We start from the raw sequence: 19,078 nt of genomic DNA on the forward strand, positions 1-19,078 counted from the left end.
TAATTTAAATTCTGAGCCTATTATCAACATCACGATTTATAACGATCATTATTACTACTGTTTAAATAGCAAGCAATAACACTGCGTTAAGTACCACTTATTTATAAATTGACCACTGATTAGTGTAATAGTAACCAGTGGCCAATGCATATTCTTATCATTAAATTTTAGTCATAAATGATTGGTAAATTAAATGCTAGTTTTAGTAATTAGTATATTAGTTTACAGCTTATCCAATAACTGTGCCTTTTTCGCGTTAAATTCCTCTTGAGTCAAGATACCTTCATCAACCAGTTGTTTGAGCTGTTTTAATTGGTTAATAATTTGTTCATTATTAGCCGTCGCTGCAGTATTTGTGGCATTATTTTTATTTAAATCAAACGATTTTGCTAAATCTAAACCTGCACCAAGTTGTAAACCTGCACCAGCCAATCCCCCTTCATTTTGAGCTGCATCGCGTAATGCTTTGAGTTTTTCATGTTCGACATAATCTAAACCGACCTCTTTGGCAGCTAATGCATCCGTTCTTGAATTAGCTATTTTACTAATGCGCTCCAAAGTCTCTTCACTAAATGTGGCTGACTCAATTTGAAAATCCTCTAACAAAAGACCTAATTTGCCAAAAATAGCTTGCAAACTCTGTTTAATTTGGTCCGATAATTTAACCAATTGCGAATCAATATTTTGATAAGAATAACTTTCCGTTGCTAATTGTGAGGTGATAGTTGGAATGATACGCGAAATCATTAATTGACTCAGTTCGTTTGCGGTATAAACTGATTTACTGCCTACTACTTCGGTAAAAAAATGCTGAGCTTGTTCAATTTTAATTGCATAGGTTCCATAAGCACCAAGTTCAATTGGAAATTGATATACACTATCAATATATTTTATCGGCGTTGATGTACCCCATTTTTGATTAACCAAACTTGCTAAACGGAAAAAATACACATGCATTTTGTGTTCGCTTTCCAAGCTTTGCAGTATTTTAACTAAGTTAGTAATGAAAGGATGATTTGATGTAGAAAGTTCATAAATACCCGATTTAGTCATCACATCGATCACTTCACCCTTATAAACTAAAATGCAGCCTTGTCCTGGATTGATAATTAATTTACTGGCATTTTTTACTTCATTAGTTGGCGTTGGAAACTCATAAAATAAAACATTTTGCTCTTGGTTTTTCCACTCTATTACTGTTTTTAGTTGTCTTTTAAAAAAGTTGCCTAATCCCATATCATATTCCTTATACTAGTCATACTTATTATTTTTCATTTACTAAAGTTAGTTTTTTAATGATAGTACCATCAGAAGCTATTTGCGCATACTTATCGCAACTCTGTTTAATGATAAATCCATCATTAAAAGGCATGATCTCTTTTATGGTGATATCATCACTTGATAATGTCCAAATCACTTTACCGTTATTAATATCCAATCGTTGATAATTATAATTTGAATCGGGACTTGCACTAGTTCTGGTTTTTATAATTAATGTATTATCGTCAAAATAGATAATTTCAGGATTAAAGTAAAGTCTATCCGGAGTAAGGTTTTGATGAGAAACCAGTTGATATTTTGGATTATCGTAATAAGGAAGACTGTAATTATAAGCGCTTGCCGCATCAGTAAACTTGCCAGAACCATCAGTATGTTGATCACCAACTTTAGCTGATGTAAAAGTGTAATGGCTTTTACCATCAGGACTAATAAAAGTAAATTTAATTAACTTAAAATCCTCACCATAATTATTGGCAAAGCTAAAAGCAGTGTGTTTACTGGTATCATCTGCACTCCGCTCAAAATCTTTAATTGTCATATAAAAATCATTATTATCAACAAAAGCTTTATCCTGCAAAGGGAAATAATAGATCTTTTGCCCATCATCAGTCAGTATATGTAAAACGTGACCAACGGCGCCTTGTGCGGTCGTGATATTGACTGAGGCAATGCCTTTATTAAATTGAGGGTAATTTTGCAATAACGAAGATGTCACATCAGTTAGGGTAAAATTCCTTTTATCAAGTAAAAAAACAGTGCGTTTGCTTGCAACTAGATAGGTTTTATCTTTAGTAAAGTCATATGAAGTCCAATTAACTTTACCAAACTTATCAAATTTCACATTAGCAATTGGGCTTTCTTGCACAATTTTTTCGGAAAGCAAATCATACACAGTAAAATAATACTTTTGTTCATAGGGTAAACCATTGGAACGATTAATGATTCCTATCACAAAAGGTTTATTATCGACTAAAACTAATGAGCAAAAATTATAATTAACACGCAATGTACCACTACTTTGCGCAATTTGCGGATTGGCCGACACTGATTTAGTGGTTGTAGTCTGATTTTGTTGTATTTGCGTAGTTGCGGCTGGGGCATCATAAGAAGGCTTCGATTTAAAAAACATATTGAGCAAACCAACACAAACGCAACCAACCACGATACAGCCTAGAATAACAATTATTTTTAATTTAAAATCACCAAAATACTCATTATCTAAATTAGTTTGTTTATTATCATAAGTGACATTAACATTAATATCATCACTATCTAAAAAATATTCAGTATGACAATTTTCACAACGATAATGATCGGGTTTAATTTCAGTTTTTTGTATGCTACCACAATTTGGGCACTTGATTATTTTGATTTGCTTTGCCATTCCTATTTACTCTTATCATTATTTAATTTTGGATAAATATCGGCTATTTTATCGATTAAATAAGGGAGTGTCACTTGAAATATAGGTTTAAATTTAACGCTAACTTGCCTAATTCATCAGCAAATTTGTAAAACAGATCAAATGAAGTTGCTGCAATAACGATGACTTTTATTTTAATAACAAAGTGACAAAATTAATCACAAAATTAAGTAACGCTATTCAAAAAAACGATAAATAGATACTCAATTGAGATCAAGTAAATCAATTAATAATTATTCTGTTAGTGTAGTAGAGAATTTTAAGTGTAAAAATGAATGATAACAAATAATACACTACCAATTTTGAAAGGAATGATGCCCTGATATTTAAAAATAATTGTTTATTATCAATAATATGAATAAATAAAGCGAGATAATTTATAGGATTAAGCAAAAAGAAAGCTTATCTGCTTAATTATAGAAAAGGATGGATAAGATGAATGGAAAAAAATTGGTAGTGTTTGTTTAATTTATTCGGGCTTAGCTGGAAACGAAATATTCGTATCAGATACATCAATGCGAGTTAATAATATGCGATATTTTTTCCATTGTTTTAGCTGTTCCTCTTCATTAGATTCTTGCATATCTAAATCGATAATATCTTGAAGCAACGCTATTTTTTCGTTGGCTTGATTTATTAGTGAATTTTTCATAACTTGATTTTGTTCAATGGTAGCGTTATTTTCGGCCACTTTATCTTTTACCCATTTTTTCCCGTTCCATTTACAAAATTCGAATGGCTCAAGTAACGTAAATCCTGCTTTAAGTTCTCCAAGGTAGTCAATTTTAATAGCTTCCTTTGTTTCAATATTAAAGGCTGTTTTTTCGCGGTTATCTTTGACTAAAACCCATTTACCATCTTGCTCACACGGACAAAACCCATCTTTAAATTCTGGAGCAATCCGTAATGCATTGTCAGGTGGCATTGTGTCGTCGTTAGCCTCTAATTGATGTGTGTACGGTTTTAGTTCATTTGTATTATCATAATAATAATTAATCATATCAAACTCCAAGGTAAATTACAGGTGTCATACCAATGTTAAGTGGGCGATTTTCATTTGCTGTTGGTACAACTCGTGATGCATTGAAATTATATCCGTATGTCTTGGCTTGCATACTTGCAAATGCACCACCATTTTCTGGATTCACTGCATCCCCCCCAGAAAATACACCTTGTGCGTATTTATAATGATTAGTTACAACACCAGTGTCGAAATGTCCCCAAATTTCTCTGATAGCATCATCTTCAACACTACCTACTTGTCGGCTAGCTCCATCAGCGGCTCGCTCAAAAAAACTACGCCCATCGGCAGAAAATGCCGTTGGCACATTAATATATTGTTGTCCATTTATAGTTTTAATCGTAATGCGATGGTCGTTTTTATAATTGGCAGATAAACCATTTAAAACCTTGCCTTGCGGTGAACTTAATAAGTAATTATCGCCATTACGAAAATACCATCCAAATGGCAATTCATCACGTCGAAATGGCATTAAACGTTGGTCACCAATAGCATCTTTAAATACCACATGGCTACCTATCATATAAGTAGGTGTATTATTAACAACTGTTTTAACCGCTGGAATAGCTCCCACAATATCGGCAGAAGCATTCGCCGTCGTTATTGCCTCATACCAATTTTGCTTACCATCATCTTTTGAATCTGTGCGATAATAAATGCGAGGAATCTTGTTATTAACTACAGCTAATTGTTCGACTTTCCAATGCTCGCTGTTACTAGGATACGCAAGTAATGTTGCCGAATCATCCCTACCGTTAAGTGGCAAATTAGGAAAATTGGATGTCATACATTGATAAAACCCTCCTACCAAGCGTTCATCAAAATTGTTGACAGTAGCACCCGTTTGACCGCCGATACCATAGTCGCCTACTTTTAATGCGGATTTACCATTAATTGCAACATCATCAATATTTTCAAATCTCCACGCGTTTCCATCTTTTGTATACCTAAGCTTTGTAAACCAATCTTTTTTTCCTGCATCATAAAAATAAAATGAGAAATTGTCTCCAGTTGGGCGAATTACTGTTACATTATCAGGATTTTCATAATTGAATTTGATACCGCACGCTTTGTATTCAAAGGTAAGTTGACCTGTAACGGTATCTCCGGTTTTTTTCACAAATGTCGATGTATCTACTGTTGAAGCCCATTGCTTTGCATCTGATGCTGATTTAGCCGCTGCATTCGCTGATGTTTTAGCATTAGTTTCGGATGTTTTAATTAAATTAGCGCTATCGCTAGCGTTTTTAGCTGATACGCTCGCTGCTGCTGCTGATTTATTAGCTGAATCAGCACTTGTTTTGGCTGTATTTGCGCTATCTGTTGCTGATGTGCTTGCCTTTTGGGCGCTGCTTGCATTTTTTGCTGACTCACTAACATAAACTTTACTTTCTTCAATAAGCTTAATAAGTTCTTGTTGAATAGAGTATTGCGAAATTATTGTAACAACGCTTCCATCAGGTGCTGTCAATGTAACTTTACCATCACCCGTTAATATTGTCTGCCAAGCATTAAGTTGTGTTTGATAATAATTTAGCATTTCAGAAATACGTAATGCTAAACTTTCAATTGAAACAGTTGGTGATGTAGGGATTTGATATATTACCCCTGTTTTACTTTCTCCACCATAATCATCTGCCAACGTTAATTGCGTATCAGACTGTACGGATGCTATCTCATAAATTTCAATTTGATTAGATGATTGTAGCAATAACATTCTACCAGCAGAAATACCCAACAACTGATTAGCCCATTTAGTGCCAATCCCTGTCACGATGTTACTGCCTTTTGTTACATTGATTGTACCTGTTTTGTACCAAGACATAGTATTCCTCGAAATTTGAATATAAAAATCTAATAATTTTTGTTAGTTAATCAATAAACCCGCTAGAGTTATTTGTCAGCAACACCACTGAATTAAAGCCAAAAATATATGTGAATGTTCCTTGATCTGGTTTATTGACTGTTACTGATACATCGATCCGTTCACCTAAACTAAACGGAGGAATTGATAGGCATAAATTTTCAATTTTTCCATCACGATAAAATTCATTTAAACTAAATGGGTATTGGTTATTAAATAATAATCGGATATTACCTCTGATATAATTTTGGGGTCTGGAAAATTGGTCGTATACATTAATTTTAATGTCACCAAGAAATGCTAAAGTTTGCGGTAATCCATTACCTTCAATACTCATAACGAATTCATTTTCGTTCGGATTACGCTCGTACAAACCAACTTTTTTTTGGAAAAATTTAGCAGAAACAATATTTCCTTTAATTTGATTAACATTGAGAACACCTTTTATGTTACAGTTTTCATTAATTACAACATTATTCAACTCCCCTGAGGTTGCCTTTAACTTTCCTGTTATATCGGCATTTACCGCAGTGAGTTTCCCTTCGTTTTTTAATAATTGCCAACCAGAAACTCCATATTGGTAATTATCAGACTGAATGACATTACCTATTTTTGCACTATCAATTGACGCATCTCTGATTTTTGCATTTGTAATTGTTCCATTACCGATTACTGCATCATTAATAACTACCTGATTTCCCTGTGTGGTGAATACCATTTGAGGGTTACCGTTGGCATGGTTCATAATTGAAAATCGATCTTGCAAGAAGATAACATTTGATTGCATGCCTGCTGATGTATTTTCAACCCCCATGGTCATACCCGCAACATACTGCCTGCCATTATTATCAACCTCCACTTTCATTGTGCGGTAGGCAGATAATTTGCCATTGGTGTCTTGGATGGCTTTTGACACATCATTAACTTGCGCAGACACATTACCGATATGGGTATTAATTGAGCTAATACTATTAGCCTGTGAAGTAATTACATTACCTTGTTGAGTAACTGTTGTTTCCATTTGATTAATGGCTGTTGCATTATTTTTAACACTATTATTTACACTATCTATTGATGATGATAATTGCGTTAGAATGTTACTTTGAGACTCAATCGATTCACCTTGTTTTACTGTCGTTTGTTTAAGTTCATTGATAGAAGCGTTCGCGCCATTTAAATTTGATGAGATTTCGGTCAATTTAACTGCGGTTGCCTCACTTTCATTTACAACCAAAGCTTTCGTTTCTTTTATCTCAGCATGAGCATTACCGATTTCTTTTCGCCACCTTTGAGAATCAACATCATTTGCTAAAGCGTTTTCAATAATGGACTTAGCATTTTCGATTGATAAACGTGTATTTTCAGCCAGCATAGTAGTGTGGTCTGTGATTGAGCTGGTGTTATTATTTGTTTGTTCTACTAATGAGTTCCATGCGTCAGTCTCTTTTATTTCCTCAAAAATGTGATCGGTTAAGTCATTGGTATTGGTACTGGAAATACCTTGCACCCAATCGGTCCAATCACTCACATTACCAATTTTATCAACTAAACGAGCACGATAGAAAAAAGTTTGACCAATTGCAAGTCCCATTTGTGAATAGCAGCAACTAGGATAACTGACATTAGAAAGTAATCTTGCATCTTCTTCATTTTCATTGTTGGAATATTGAATTTCGGTATGGCTGGTATCGCCCGCACCTTTAGGAAAGGACCAAGTTAAATCTATACCTAATATCACATCATCACTTGCGCTAAAGCCGACAGGTTTTTCAGGTGTTCCAACTTTGCCTTTAATGAATTTTGATTGTGAATATGCCCAAGGTGATGATGTATCAAGCGCATTAACAGCGCGAACACGCACATCATATGTACCAGAATATACACCTTCAATGGAAAAATTAGTTCCATTAGTTTTGCCAATATTTTTCCAAGATGAATTATCTTTGCGCCACTGAGCAATATAATTTGTTGCACCTTCAACGGCATCCCACTGAGCATTCAAACATGAAATAGACAGCCCTTGTGAGATATAGCTACTTTCAAAAACACTAATATTTTTTGGCGGTGACACCGCTATTGGTGGTACCACAGTAATTGGCTTAGGCTCAATTCTAATGCCTTCATCAATAAATTTAAATTTATTCGGATCATGTTGCACTGCTGTAATATTAAATTTACCATTTTCGCCAGCAGATATCGAGGTTACCCGAAAATATTGAATAGCAACATTATCACTGTCAATACACCAGACAGCTCCAGCGACAGGTGTTATTTTATAGTTTGCAGTCACCGTTATTGTTTGCCGATCTTCACTAATTGATCTAATCGTTCGACTTTGCGCGGTACCATCGGGCAAATTAATCACTAAACGATCTCCTGCTTGATAATCGATCTTCCTATCAAGTGTGATTTTTCGACCGGTAACTGATTGTATTCGTCCGCCGTTTTCTTTACCTGAACGTGAGGGATCGGCGATACCAATAATTCTAGCTGGTAAAGGAATGTAACCATCTAATCCGACAGTAAACGCAACCACTTCATCTTTCGCATTTGAAAGCAAAGCCCATCGGCCACGCCTTTGGGCTTCGGCTTGCGATGTACAGCCTATAGCGGTTAACTTCATGACATTAACATCATAACGACGCATCAAGTCATAATCCCATACGGGTTCAACATCGTCACAGTAGTGGTTATCCGGATCTGAATAGGCCACTAAACATGATGTATAGCGATTTTTATATGAACCACTTGAATAGGTAAAATCTCCAACAACGTTTGAGGGATGGTAAATAAAATCAGGTTCATCTTGTGGCATATCCGCCGTTAGACAGATTTGATCATTACCCCAAAATAATATGCCACGAAATGAAGCCACCAGATCTTTTAAAACAGTATAAGCATCTTCCTGACTCTGTATATATTCATTACAAACAAAACGTGGTTCTTTACCGCCTCGTCCATCAGATACCATCTGATCACAATACTGACCCAGTTGATAAATAGTCCATTTATCAAGCATGTTAGCATCAATTCTTAATCCCATTCCAGTGATTTCATCGCGCATTAAGTAATAAGCTAGCCAAGCGGGATTATTGGTATAAGCCATTTTAAAGCCACCTGTCCAAACACCATAATACGTTCTTGATACAGGATCATAATTATCGGGAACAGGAATAAGTTTACCTTTAACTTTACAGCTAATTTTTGGTATTGAGCCATTGAACTGACTTGCATCAAGCTCTACGTATAATAATGCAGTATTAGGATAACGTAATTTGCTATCGATCACTTCAGCATAAGATGCAACACCAAATGCATCAATTAATTTATTCGATTTAGAATCAGGGGTTAGTCGTCTAACGCGTATGGCCCAACCATCGACAGCTTTCGGTAAATTAATCCGGTGGTCTCGTTGATATTCGGATGTTGTTTTTCCAAAAAAAGTCCCATTAACAACGGTTATAAAAGGACTACCATCAATCGATAAATCAATTGCATATTGTGTAATAGTGCCATAAGTATCGCCATTATCGAGATATTTAACATGATTTGGTAAACTTAATTTAATCCTAATTGCATCCAGATCTAAATTCGAAAATGCACGCACCCACGGTTTATCGGCTTTGACTGTAAAACCAGCTCGCAGTTCATTACTAATTTCTGGAATACCCTGAATGTAGTCTTGTGTTTGTGAACCGTTACGAAACTCCCAAAAAACACCGTTAAAGTTTCGCGAGCCATCAGGATTAGCAAGTGGTGTATTATCAATAAAAATATTTTGTTCAGTTAAATTACCGCATATTTCACCTTCACTTAATGCCAATAATACCTTAAGTTTGGCATTTGAAAGTAAAGTATCTGGGTGTTCATATGGCGTATGTTGTTTTTTACTTCCGCCTTTTTGCCCTTCTATCAATTGCATAACTCCCCTACTGTTGATCTTCTGAATAAATACCGGCATTAATTACCGCGCCACCAATTTCACGCTCACCAAGTAAAACAGGCACTGGATAGCCAACAGCATTAGTATTCACTGGCCCACCAAATCCATAATTGGGTTTATTTTCGGCACTCGATGATTTACCTGCATTAAATTTAGGCTGTGGAGTCAACAGTTGCACAATTCCCCCTAACATCATACTAACCCCGATTCCCGCAAGAATTGTTCCAGCTTCAATTGTTGCACCGAATAAAGTTAAACTGGCGCCCCCAGTCCAAAACGCTGCAACTAATGCAACTGCACCAATAATAATTTGAAACATACCTCCACTTTTCGCACCTTGTGTAACTGGCATAATCATATAATTTTTACCATTCGCATTAATATCAAACTCATCAATACCAATATTTTTGCCATCAACAAAAAAAGCGAACTTAATACCTTTTAAATGCGCTGAACACATGTATTTTTCAAATCCTTTGATCGTTGCACATAGTGCGCGTAATAGTTCTTTAAGATTTTGCACATCATATTGATGATTTTTACCAAACTGCTTAGCCATTGCACCTTTTAGTGTTAAATTACTGAGCATGAAATAACTCCTTATGTCGTACTATGCGAACTGTTCTATCTCGAAAATATTTACCGTAAGGCGTACGAGTCGATAATTGACCGTATAAATGATGTAAAATAAGATTGTCACCAACATAAATAGCAGCATGATTGGTCACTTGCGCACCAATACGCATCATGATGATATCGCCAACTTGCATTTCAGTGATGTTGACTGCAACAAATCCTTCAGCTTGCCAATTATCATCATAAAGATGTTCTGTTCCGCTTTCCCACCACTGCCTTGGAACCGAATAATTATTTAAATCAATATTATATTCTCGCTGATAATAATCCATAATCAGTGACCAACAATCAGCATGCCCGAGTAGCCATTGGCGTCCGGTATAATCTCGATTTATGCGCGGTGATATTGTGCAAAAATCACCATCTGGTACAGATATAATGCCCCACTCAATACCTGAATGATCACATTGAATACGGTCAAATTCAGATGGCACTAGTGATACAACATCAGGATGAGAGTGAATAATCATGATAATTTCGCCCAACTTTTCGGCTTGTAACTGTTCGTCAGCGGCAATCAAAAAATGCTCTTTAGGATTATCAGAAATATTCTGACAAGGAACATATTTTTGTGATTTACCCGTATCAATAATCAATCCACAGGCTTCATTTGGGTATTGACTTTCTGCATGATTTTTTATGGCATCTAATAATTTTTGTCTCATATTACTTACTCTGTAAATTAGCTGCAGGAAAACCACCAAAAGGAAGCGAAGCATTACCATGCCTTGCTTTACAATCTTTTAAAAGTCCACCGCATACATCTTTTGCTGGATCGTCCGTTGGATCACCAGTTTTGGTGAAATATTTATTACCAGCATAATCACAACCAGTACCACTTCGATACCAGCCACGCATACACCAAGTGCAAACAGTGGTAATTTGCCTTGTTGGTAGCTGTAGATTTTGGATATCAAAAGGTGAACACAACTCAAATTCAACCATAGTTTTGGTTTCTGTTTTTTTGCTATTTACATAAAATAGTTGGACGCGTTCTTGAGCTGGATCTGCATTTGGATTACCATTAATCCAGTTGGCCGCATCAAGATACTTAGCCATTGTGGTATGGATTTTAATTTTTGCTTGAACTAAATCTGCATAATCCAAGCAAAGCCTTGTCACTTTTCCTTCAATATTGCCAACTGATAACGTTGGTGTTGGTTGGGCGCCTGTGCTACTCAACTCAAGACCTTTTAGTTCGTAAGGGTAAGGTAAGTATTCTTTTCCTTGCCATTTAATAGAAGGTAAATTATCAACAACAAAAGAGGCCCAACCCTCTGATGAGACATTATGCGCATGAAAGCGAAGGACTTCATCTAATCCAAATTTTGTACCATCAAGTTCAATAAGTTGAATTAGCTCGTTGCCTTCAAGTGCTTGTAAGTCCTGTGTTATTGGCATTTATGTTCTCCAGACATAAAAAAACCACCTAAAGGTGGTTAATTGAATAGGTAATAATAATTTATGGTGCATAAGCCTGAATAAATTTGAATGATAATGAAATAACATTTCCCCCCATAAATTCTGATTCGATAGATTTATTTACGACTCGGTATAACTTTTCTTCACCATAGGGATTAGTCCATTTGAAAGATTTGATAATATGAGAATTTAAAAAAGCGCGAACTTGTTTAACTTCGCTTTGTTGCCCCATATAAGTCAATTGCCACTCTTCTGTAGTACTATTAATACCGGTGCTTGATAATTGTGTATAACCATCGCCAAAACTAATTTCATTAATATTGGATAGATCCGAAACTTTTGGATTTCCCATTGTTTTCCATTGAAATTTATCTACTGCCATAACCTCTCCAATAACTTATCTTGCATGCATTACGTTATATAAGTCACCACCTGGTGAAACAAGTTTTTTCATCATCTCATTCATGCGTTGCTGTATAACGGCACCAACTTGAGCCTCAACAGCTTTTGCATCAATATTATTTGTTGTAGTTGTTGCTGAGTTGTTTTCTGATGACATATTAACGGCAATATTTGCCGATACATTTACAGCACTTGTTGATTGATTCGATTGACGAGTAAAAGCAATGGGTGAAGCCTGACCAACATCGACATATCCACCATTAGCATACTCTTGTTTTTTATCATTCATTAATGCATAAAGTGTATTTACTCCTATACGTTTGGTTGCTTCTTTAGTGAAAACAAATTCACCTTTGTGAACAATACCGGCTGGTTGATATTTATTACCTCGACCGGTAAAGCCCCCTGGGTTTAACGCATATCCAACATTACCACCCATTGCATAACCACGAATTTCGCCGCCACTGTAGGCATCTTGAAGTCCCCCTGTCGCTTTACTTGCTCCACCACCAAACCCCATCCACCCTAAAGCTGTTTGAATTACTTGGGCTAGTATTAGCTTATTAATAATTTCAATAATATTAATTAAGATAGAACGGGCAAACTCGTTAAAATTGGCTTTTCCAGTCGTCACTAATTGAGTCATCATATTTGCCATAGAGCCCATGGTATTTTGTGCAAACCCTTTGGCTGCGCTAAATACATCTGAAGAGGTTTCTGCAAATTCTTTTAAACCAGTTTTTAATCCCATAATCCAATCACTTTTCTGTGTATCGTCTAAGGCATAACGTTGTTCTAAAAGATTGGCTGCTGATATGTAATCTTGAGTGATGCTAACAATATCTTCTGATGTGAGATGATTACTAGGATCTAAATCTTTTTCTTTTCTTCTTTCTAGTTCAATCCTCTCAGAATAATGGGCACTTTCAGCCGAGCTCATGCCAAAAGTTGCTTTTTTATCAGTAATACTATTTTTATACTGAGATATAGTTTCAGAAATATTTTCTTTTATTTGTTGTGCTTTGTTAAGCGCATTAATTTCTTCTGCTATAGCTGCATTTTTTTCATACTGCAAACTTAGAGATAATTTATTAGCCAACAAATAACGTTCTTCAGCCGTTAATTTGCTTTTATCTGTTTCTTCTTCAAGCATTTTAATTTGAGCTTGAAATTCTAAGTATTTTTTTCGTTCAGCCGTGATATTTTGTACTGTTGTATTTTGCTCTTTTAAAGAAAGCAATTGAATCTGTAAGCTTTTTTCAACTTCTCTATTAGATTCTAATAAATTGTGCTTTGGCGTATAATTGAAAGAATTAATGTTATTATTTGTTGGGTTTGGGTTTGGGTTTGGGTTTGGGTTTGGGTTTGGGTTTCCATTATAGTCATTTAAAGTGTTTAAACTTACAACAGCATCATGAGATTTAACAACCAAGCCATTTAATAATTTGATAAGATCATTTAATGAGTCATCTTCCTCTCCTGCTTTGAATTTTAAATCTGACACAAATACAGCTAAATCATTTAATTTTTTTGAGGATGAAGCTGAATCTTTTGTAGATAAAATATCAAATATTTTTTGATAGATTTCTAATATTAATTGCTTTTCTGTATTAAATTTTTTCGCTAAAATTTGTGCTTCATTTTCAATTTTTTGTTTTCTACGTTCTATCTCTTCTTGTACTTGTTGTCTATTTTCTTCATCAATAATAGAACTTCCAGATTTATAACTCCCACCAGGATTTTGCTGATTTTTTTTAATAAAATCCATATCATTAAAAATATTTACGTTATCTTTAGCAAAATATTGTTTTAGCGTTTCTTTTAATGAACTAAGAGTCTGATTAGCATCTTGCTTAGCAACTTCAACTGTTGCTTGCGCTAATTTAGGATTGATTTTATTTAATTTAATTATCTCATTTGTGAAAGAAGCAATGCCGTCTTGATTAATTTTTATTACATTATATAAACTTTCTTGCGCTTTTCTTAGTGTTTCTGTTGCTGTTGTCGATTTAGAAAAATAGGAAATCAAATCATTACCAACAACAATTCCAATTTCAGCTATTGTTCCTACTATACTTGCTATCGGATTTTTAAATAGTGCCCCAATTTCAACTCCATATTCAGCAAATGATAAAAGAGGATTTTTACTTTTTTGTGATTGTTCCGATAACTCTTTTATTTGATCAGAAAGCGAACTAAGTGTTACTTTCATTTGATCATTTGAAGCAGAAAAATCCTTCTGTATTTCAATCAGTTCTAATAAACTATTTTGAGAACTCTCGATCATTTCATCATAAAATTTCAATGAGTGAGCATCAAAAAAATCTGATCCATTATTTCTAGATAACCTATTTTGAGTTAAAAGAAGATTATATAATTCATCATTAACTGGAGAAATAACTTTTGATAGAATCATTAATTCTTTATTTTGTTTTTCTAGTACTTTAGAATTTAATTCTATCGCTTTAATATTTTTTACAAGTAATTGTGTATACTTCTCAGAAAATCTTAGATTTTTTTCAGTCGATGAACCTAGTGTATTTATTGCCGCAGCCGATTCCTTTGATTTTTTTACAAAAAAATCAAGCTGTTTATTTACTTCTGTAACGCTTTTAACATTAATTTTTAACGTTAGCGATGTAATTTGTTCTGCCATAATACTCTCCAGGCATAAAAAAACCCGCCAAAGCGAGTTTATTAAGTAATAAGTTGTTCTACTAAAATAGAGAAGCCAATCTTAAATTAAATCTGTTGCTAAATATTATTTAAGGAATTTATTACCAACAATAATAGTGCTTACTTTATTTCTTGTCTTTTGGTTATTATATCTTGCATTTCATTTGATATGGTTGAAATCGCTGAAATGCTATTTAGCACAGTCTCATCGGCCCAATGCGAATTGCCCATATCACTAATTAATAACTCAGATATAGCGGTGATATGACTTAATTTTGCATATAACTTATCAAAATCTGATTCGGCAATAATAATATTTCTGTTCATCTCTATTTCCTTAACTAACTTAATTTTCTATAAATCTAATAAATGGATTGATTCATTAATGGCTCTATTATGTATGCTTACTTTGCTATTTGTAATTTAGATTTGATTGTTTATTGCAATTTTACAAATTGCAAATTAATCAATAACTTTTGTTTGCGCACCTTCACTAGGCTGTTTTAATATGATTATTTCAATTTTGTTATCACAATCTTTATTTGTTTAATATCAATAAATTAATTTATTATGCTATTTTTTATTGGTAATAAATCCGTTTCGATTCGTTTTTCCATTGCTCATTTATGAATAAATAGATGTGACTTATCGCTTATCTTATTTAGATTAAAAATAACAAGTGTTAGATAACCGACTTTCGTCGGTTATTTGGTTTTATGAATTATTTTTAAGGCTTGGCTTTCCATTAGTTGAATATCGTGAAAAATCGTTTCGCTTTCTAAAATATTATTCACTTTCATCACCCAAGGAAGGCAATTATAATCAAGCCCGATTAGTCCACTCATGCTTGTACGCCATTGCGTTGACATGGCTTTAAATAATCGAAATGAATCTAAATTATCCTGCCATATCTCTATAAATTCGCCATCATAATCATCCTCAGACAAACCAAAAGCAGCTAATTCATCTTGAGAAGGTTCAGGCGTATATAACGCAGTGACAAGCTCAATTAGTTTTTTTCGCGTTGACCAAATAATTCTTTATAGTAAGTTGTTGTAATTGCTTGTGAAGCAGATGGATAGTTATTTAATAAAATTTGCATATTGTCTTGATTAAATTCATCATTTAAACTCCAACCAGCGACAATTTTCATGATAAAATCAATAACACCATTATTTTTCAGTTCATCTTCAAATTTAGCAAGTTCATTGACTGGATAATGTTTGAAAGTAAACTCAACTGATCCGTCTTCTTGGCCAGGCCGAGCAATTAACACTTTGCATTTAAAAGTGGGATCTGCAATTAATTTAAATTTTGCCATTGACCATTCACCTTATTTATCTTTATAAAATGTAATAGCGGGTGATTCAACAGTGGTACTAATTTTTACTGTTTCAACTTCGTTAATTGTGGTTTCTGGTGTTGGATCAAATGAAACCCGCACCGCGTCATAACGTGTTTCATTCGCTTTTGGTACATACATTTTCATAGCCACAACTTCATTGGTTTGATCTAAGCTTTGTAGTAAAGGATAAATCGGTAATGAGCTATCATGAGCAATGGTAAAAGTTTTGGTTTTAGCTGATTTTATCGTCGGTAATTGACGTTCTGTTTCATCTTCTAAAAATTGAATTTGTACAAATTGTTGTTCACCGCCCTCGCTGGCTACTTCTTTAATTTGTGGCAATCGTTCCCAATCGGTAATTTTAGTAAGACTACCAAAGCCTTCGTTAGCTGGGAATACATTAACATTACTTGTGTTAATATTACCTAAAGTGACATCGGTATTATTAACACGTACAATTCGTGCCACAACATTATTTAGTTTATTCCATGACGAAGCAATAACAACTTCGTCATCAACATTAAGTCCATGCCCAGCTTTTAATGTCACGACAGCCTCTTTATCGTTAGTAATTAGATTAAAATCAAGCTTAGCATCTTTTGATTTTTGCACGTAAACTCGTGCACCATTAGGTAAAGCAAAACCCATGTGTTAACTCCTTTATTTTATTACATTAAAGTGTCAGCAAGATAATTCATACTGACGGGAATAGTGTAAGTGGTTTTATCCGTTATAGTAGGATAAGCACTTGGTACAGAATTAATATAAAGCGCAAAATTGTCTTTTTTTAACTCTAAATTAAGTGGGAAGTGAGCAATAATCGCATCACATATACGCAAAGCATCTGATTTGCCCGTATTGATTGGTACTGATAAACACCTTAATAAACTCTTGATTCACTGTCCAAATCGAAACAGGTTGTGATCGCTGGTAATAAAGTTGATCTTAAATAAGCATTATCGTTCTGTTGAATAGTAACATTTTTATCAAAAATGGATAATTGTACCTGTTTTGCAACTATTTCAAGATATGATTCAAGCCGTGCCGAAATAGGCAAAAATCAATTTTTACCTCTTTACTAAGTTTATTATTAGAATATATCTATGCTTTCAATATTGCTTTTCTGATCGTTTTGTTTGGTGTATGTCTTACATTATCAAATTCCAATCGAGTAATATTTTGAATGTGATTAGTGATATAAATGAATTGCACATCACAAAACATATTTTTATTTGTGCCATGCAGTATTTTGAAGTGTTAGTAGAATCAATGTAATTGACATTTTCTTTATCAACTAATTCTACTTCTGTAGTATCAGATGATACGTGCCAATTGGACTCAAATTGTCGACTAAAATCTGTCTGATGATTTTCTAATTCAAGAAATTTGAGATGAGTTATTCGAAGGGGGTAGAAGACGATGTCTTGTAAAATATCGATACTTATTTGTTTTACCAGCGTATCAGGCTTATCTTTCCCTTGATTAATAAACTAATTGATTCCATTCAAAAAATTTTGTAGTTGCTAGACATAACCAACATCTATTGTTAACAAAATTCATTTAAGCACTGAGCAAAATTGATAAGGTTAAAGTAAGAGTAGTAACTAGATTAACCCATTTACATATGTTGTTTTTCCACTGTTTTTTATCGCGGTTAACACCTGTTGACGGTTAGATGTAGGACTAAAACTTATGTGTACCCATTGATTATGTTCTTGAATAAGCTTATCAAATTCAACTCTTGCATCGATTAATCGTTGACAAATTTCTTTAGGTGTACCAAAAGACGAATGAAAATCGACGGCTAATCCTAGCGTGTGGGCACTGGTTGCGACTCCACCAACACGCGCATTTAGCGCAGGGCAACGATAACCAGAAGTAATAATAATGGGCTTTCCTAAAGCTTGTCTGACTAATTCCAACTTTGCAGCGGTGAATTTAATATTAGGCATCAACTCTGTAGGCACGCTATTATCTATCTTTAATCTGCTGGCTAATAGAGAGTTAGTAAATTCCTCTAATTTAAAGTTTGCTGTAAGTTTCACGGTTATTCTCCTTTAGCTTTTTTTAACAGTTTTTCTTCGAGTATTTTTATTAGGGTTGCACCAGACCAACCAGCTAGACCAGCTACGCCTCCTGCTAATTCAAATTCCCAGTTGAAATAACTTGCGCCCAGTACAACCAATAGACCGGCAAATATTGAAATAAATATTTGTGCAAATAACACCCAGACATTGAATTTGTTGCCATTGAGCACGTGATAGCAATAACTCGCTAATGAGCCCAATAAGGTGACAATCATTAAATAAATGACAACATACCAATTAATGTTGTTAGGATCTTTTATAGGCATAATAAATCTTTATATAAGTTAACAACGGTAATTGAATTTAACCGCTGATTTTGTTTATTTAAAATAGGAAAGATAATTTATAAAAACAATGTGATAGGTTAATTTTATTGAAAAGAACATGTATTAGAAATAATGCATAATACTATGAATTTCTTAATCTTTATCTTGTCATTATTAGACAAATTATTTAATTTTAATGAGTAATAAACGATTGAACCCAATATCCCTAATATTTTACTATTTTCTAATCATGCAATATCAAAAATAGTTGCCGCCTCCTTTTTTTAATAGTAATTTCATATAACAAATTGATAAAATTATAAAATATTTACCAATAAACATTTTTATAATGTCAATTAGACTAATTTACATCAAAATCATTGCTACTGTTGTAGCAAGTAGAAATCGATAAAAGGTAAATAACATTGATACGCAAAAGATTATCTTGTTTTCTTGATGAATTAAGATGTTTGGTATCATTTAAGAGCATTAATACACTATCAAATCAAATTTAATATATTATTGATTATTTACCTAATTAATCTCTAAATATTTGCATTACCCTATTTCGAACGACTCAAATTCAAAATTAATTTAATTAGCCAAATATCCTATTTTGCAAATATTTCACATAACAAAAAAGCCCGTCTATTGCTAGCGGGCTTTTTTATGCGTTTAAATTTTGATTATGGACTAATTATATATGCTTATT

Annotated in this window: 17 protein-coding genes; all 17 read right to left on the minus strand. The window is 33.9% G+C overall.

Going from position 1 to position 19,078, the window contains the following annotated elements; all coding sequences use genetic code 11:
* Positions 1–222 precede the first annotated feature (222 nt).
* Positions 223–1,236, minus strand: a complete 1,014-nt coding sequence (locus J3U57_RS07900) for an SPFH domain-containing protein (protein ID WP_267344025.1) — start codon at positions 1,234–1,236, stop codon at positions 223–225.
* 28 nt (positions 1,237–1,264) lie between these two features.
* The gene (locus J3U57_RS07905; protein ID WP_267334204.1) at positions 1,265–2,665 is read right to left on the minus strand and encodes a hypothetical protein; all 1,401 of its coding nucleotides are present in this window, start codon (positions 2,663–2,665) and stop codon (positions 1,265–1,267) included.
* A gap of 508 nt (positions 2,666–3,173) precedes the next feature.
* Positions 3,174–3,704 carry a tail fiber assembly protein gene (locus J3U57_RS07910; protein ID WP_267344024.1) on the minus strand — a complete coding sequence of 177 codons (531 nt, stop codon included), beginning with the start codon at positions 3,702–3,704 and terminating at the stop codon, positions 3,174–3,176.
* Between the two features lies 1 nt (position 3,705).
* The gene (locus J3U57_RS07915; protein ID WP_267344023.1) at positions 3,706–5,550 is read right to left on the minus strand and encodes a hypothetical protein; all 1,845 of its coding nucleotides are present in this window, start codon (positions 5,548–5,550) and stop codon (positions 3,706–3,708) included.
* Between the two features lie 46 nt (positions 5,551–5,596).
* Positions 5,597–9,511, minus strand: coding sequence for a phage tail tip fiber protein (locus J3U57_RS07920; RefSeq protein WP_267344022.1), 3,915 nt, complete (start codon positions 9,509–9,511; stop codon positions 5,597–5,599).
* 7 nt (positions 9,512–9,518) lie between these two features.
* On the minus strand, positions 9,519–10,121 hold the full coding sequence (locus J3U57_RS07925) for a tail assembly protein (protein WP_267344021.1): 603 nt from the start codon (positions 10,119–10,121) through the stop codon (positions 9,519–9,521).
* Positions 10,111–10,833 (minus strand): C40 family peptidase, encoded by a 723-nt coding sequence (locus J3U57_RS07930; RefSeq protein WP_267344020.1) that lies wholly within the window; start codon positions 10,831–10,833, stop codon positions 10,111–10,113. The genes J3U57_RS07925 and J3U57_RS07930 overlap by 11 nt, the downstream gene beginning before the upstream one ends.
* Before the next feature lies 1 nt (position 10,834).
* Positions 10,835–11,569 (minus strand): phage minor tail protein L, encoded by a 735-nt coding sequence (locus tag J3U57_RS07935; RefSeq protein WP_267334198.1) that lies wholly within the window; start codon positions 11,567–11,569, stop codon positions 10,835–10,837.
* Between the two features lie 61 nt (positions 11,570–11,630).
* Positions 11,631–11,972 (minus strand): phage tail protein, encoded by a 342-nt coding sequence (locus J3U57_RS07940; protein WP_065634665.1) that lies wholly within the window; start codon positions 11,970–11,972, stop codon positions 11,631–11,633.
* Positions 11,973–11,987: 15 nt separating this feature from the next.
* On the minus strand, positions 11,988–14,648 hold the full coding sequence (locus J3U57_RS07945; protein ID WP_267344019.1) for a phage tail tape measure protein: 2,661 nt from the start codon (positions 14,646–14,648) through the stop codon (positions 11,988–11,990).
* Positions 14,649–14,788: 140 nt separating this feature from the next.
* Positions 14,789–14,995: a hypothetical protein gene (locus J3U57_RS07950; RefSeq protein WP_065798291.1), complete on the minus strand. Its 207-nt coding sequence runs from the start codon at positions 14,993–14,995 to the stop codon at positions 14,789–14,791.
* 377 nt (positions 14,996–15,372) lie between these two features.
* Entirely contained in the window at positions 15,373–15,615 is a 243-nt protein-coding gene (locus J3U57_RS07955; protein WP_065798292.1) for a DUF1799 domain-containing protein, read from the minus strand.
* A 62-nt stretch (positions 15,616–15,677) separates the two neighbouring features.
* On the minus strand, positions 15,678–15,989 hold the full coding sequence (locus J3U57_RS07960) for a phage tail assembly chaperone (protein ID WP_267334195.1): 312 nt from the start codon (positions 15,987–15,989) through the stop codon (positions 15,678–15,680).
* A 12-nt stretch (positions 15,990–16,001) separates the two neighbouring features.
* A complete protein-coding gene (locus tag J3U57_RS07965) occupies positions 16,002–16,661 on the minus strand; it encodes a phage tail protein (RefSeq protein WP_267334194.1) in 660 nt (219 codons plus the stop codon).
* A 20-nt stretch (positions 16,662–16,681) separates the two neighbouring features.
* A complete protein-coding gene (locus tag J3U57_RS07970) occupies positions 16,682–16,909 on the minus strand; it encodes a phage tail terminator-like protein (protein WP_323849457.1) in 228 nt (75 codons plus the stop codon).
* A 708-nt stretch (positions 16,910–17,617) separates the two neighbouring features.
* Positions 17,618–18,058: a D-Ala-D-Ala carboxypeptidase family metallohydrolase gene (locus J3U57_RS07975; RefSeq protein ID WP_267334193.1), complete on the minus strand. Its 441-nt coding sequence runs from the start codon at positions 18,056–18,058 to the stop codon at positions 17,618–17,620.
* Between the two features lie 2 nt (positions 18,059–18,060).
* Positions 18,061–18,366, minus strand: coding sequence for a phage holin family protein (locus tag J3U57_RS07980; protein WP_267334192.1), 306 nt, complete (start codon positions 18,364–18,366; stop codon positions 18,061–18,063).
* Positions 18,367–19,078 lie beyond the last annotated feature (712 nt).

The sequence above is a fragment of the Gilliamella sp. B3464 genome, from assembly GCF_026536145.1.
In the GTDB taxonomy this organism is placed as follows: domain Bacteria; phylum Pseudomonadota; class Gammaproteobacteria; order Enterobacterales; family Orbaceae; genus Gilliamella.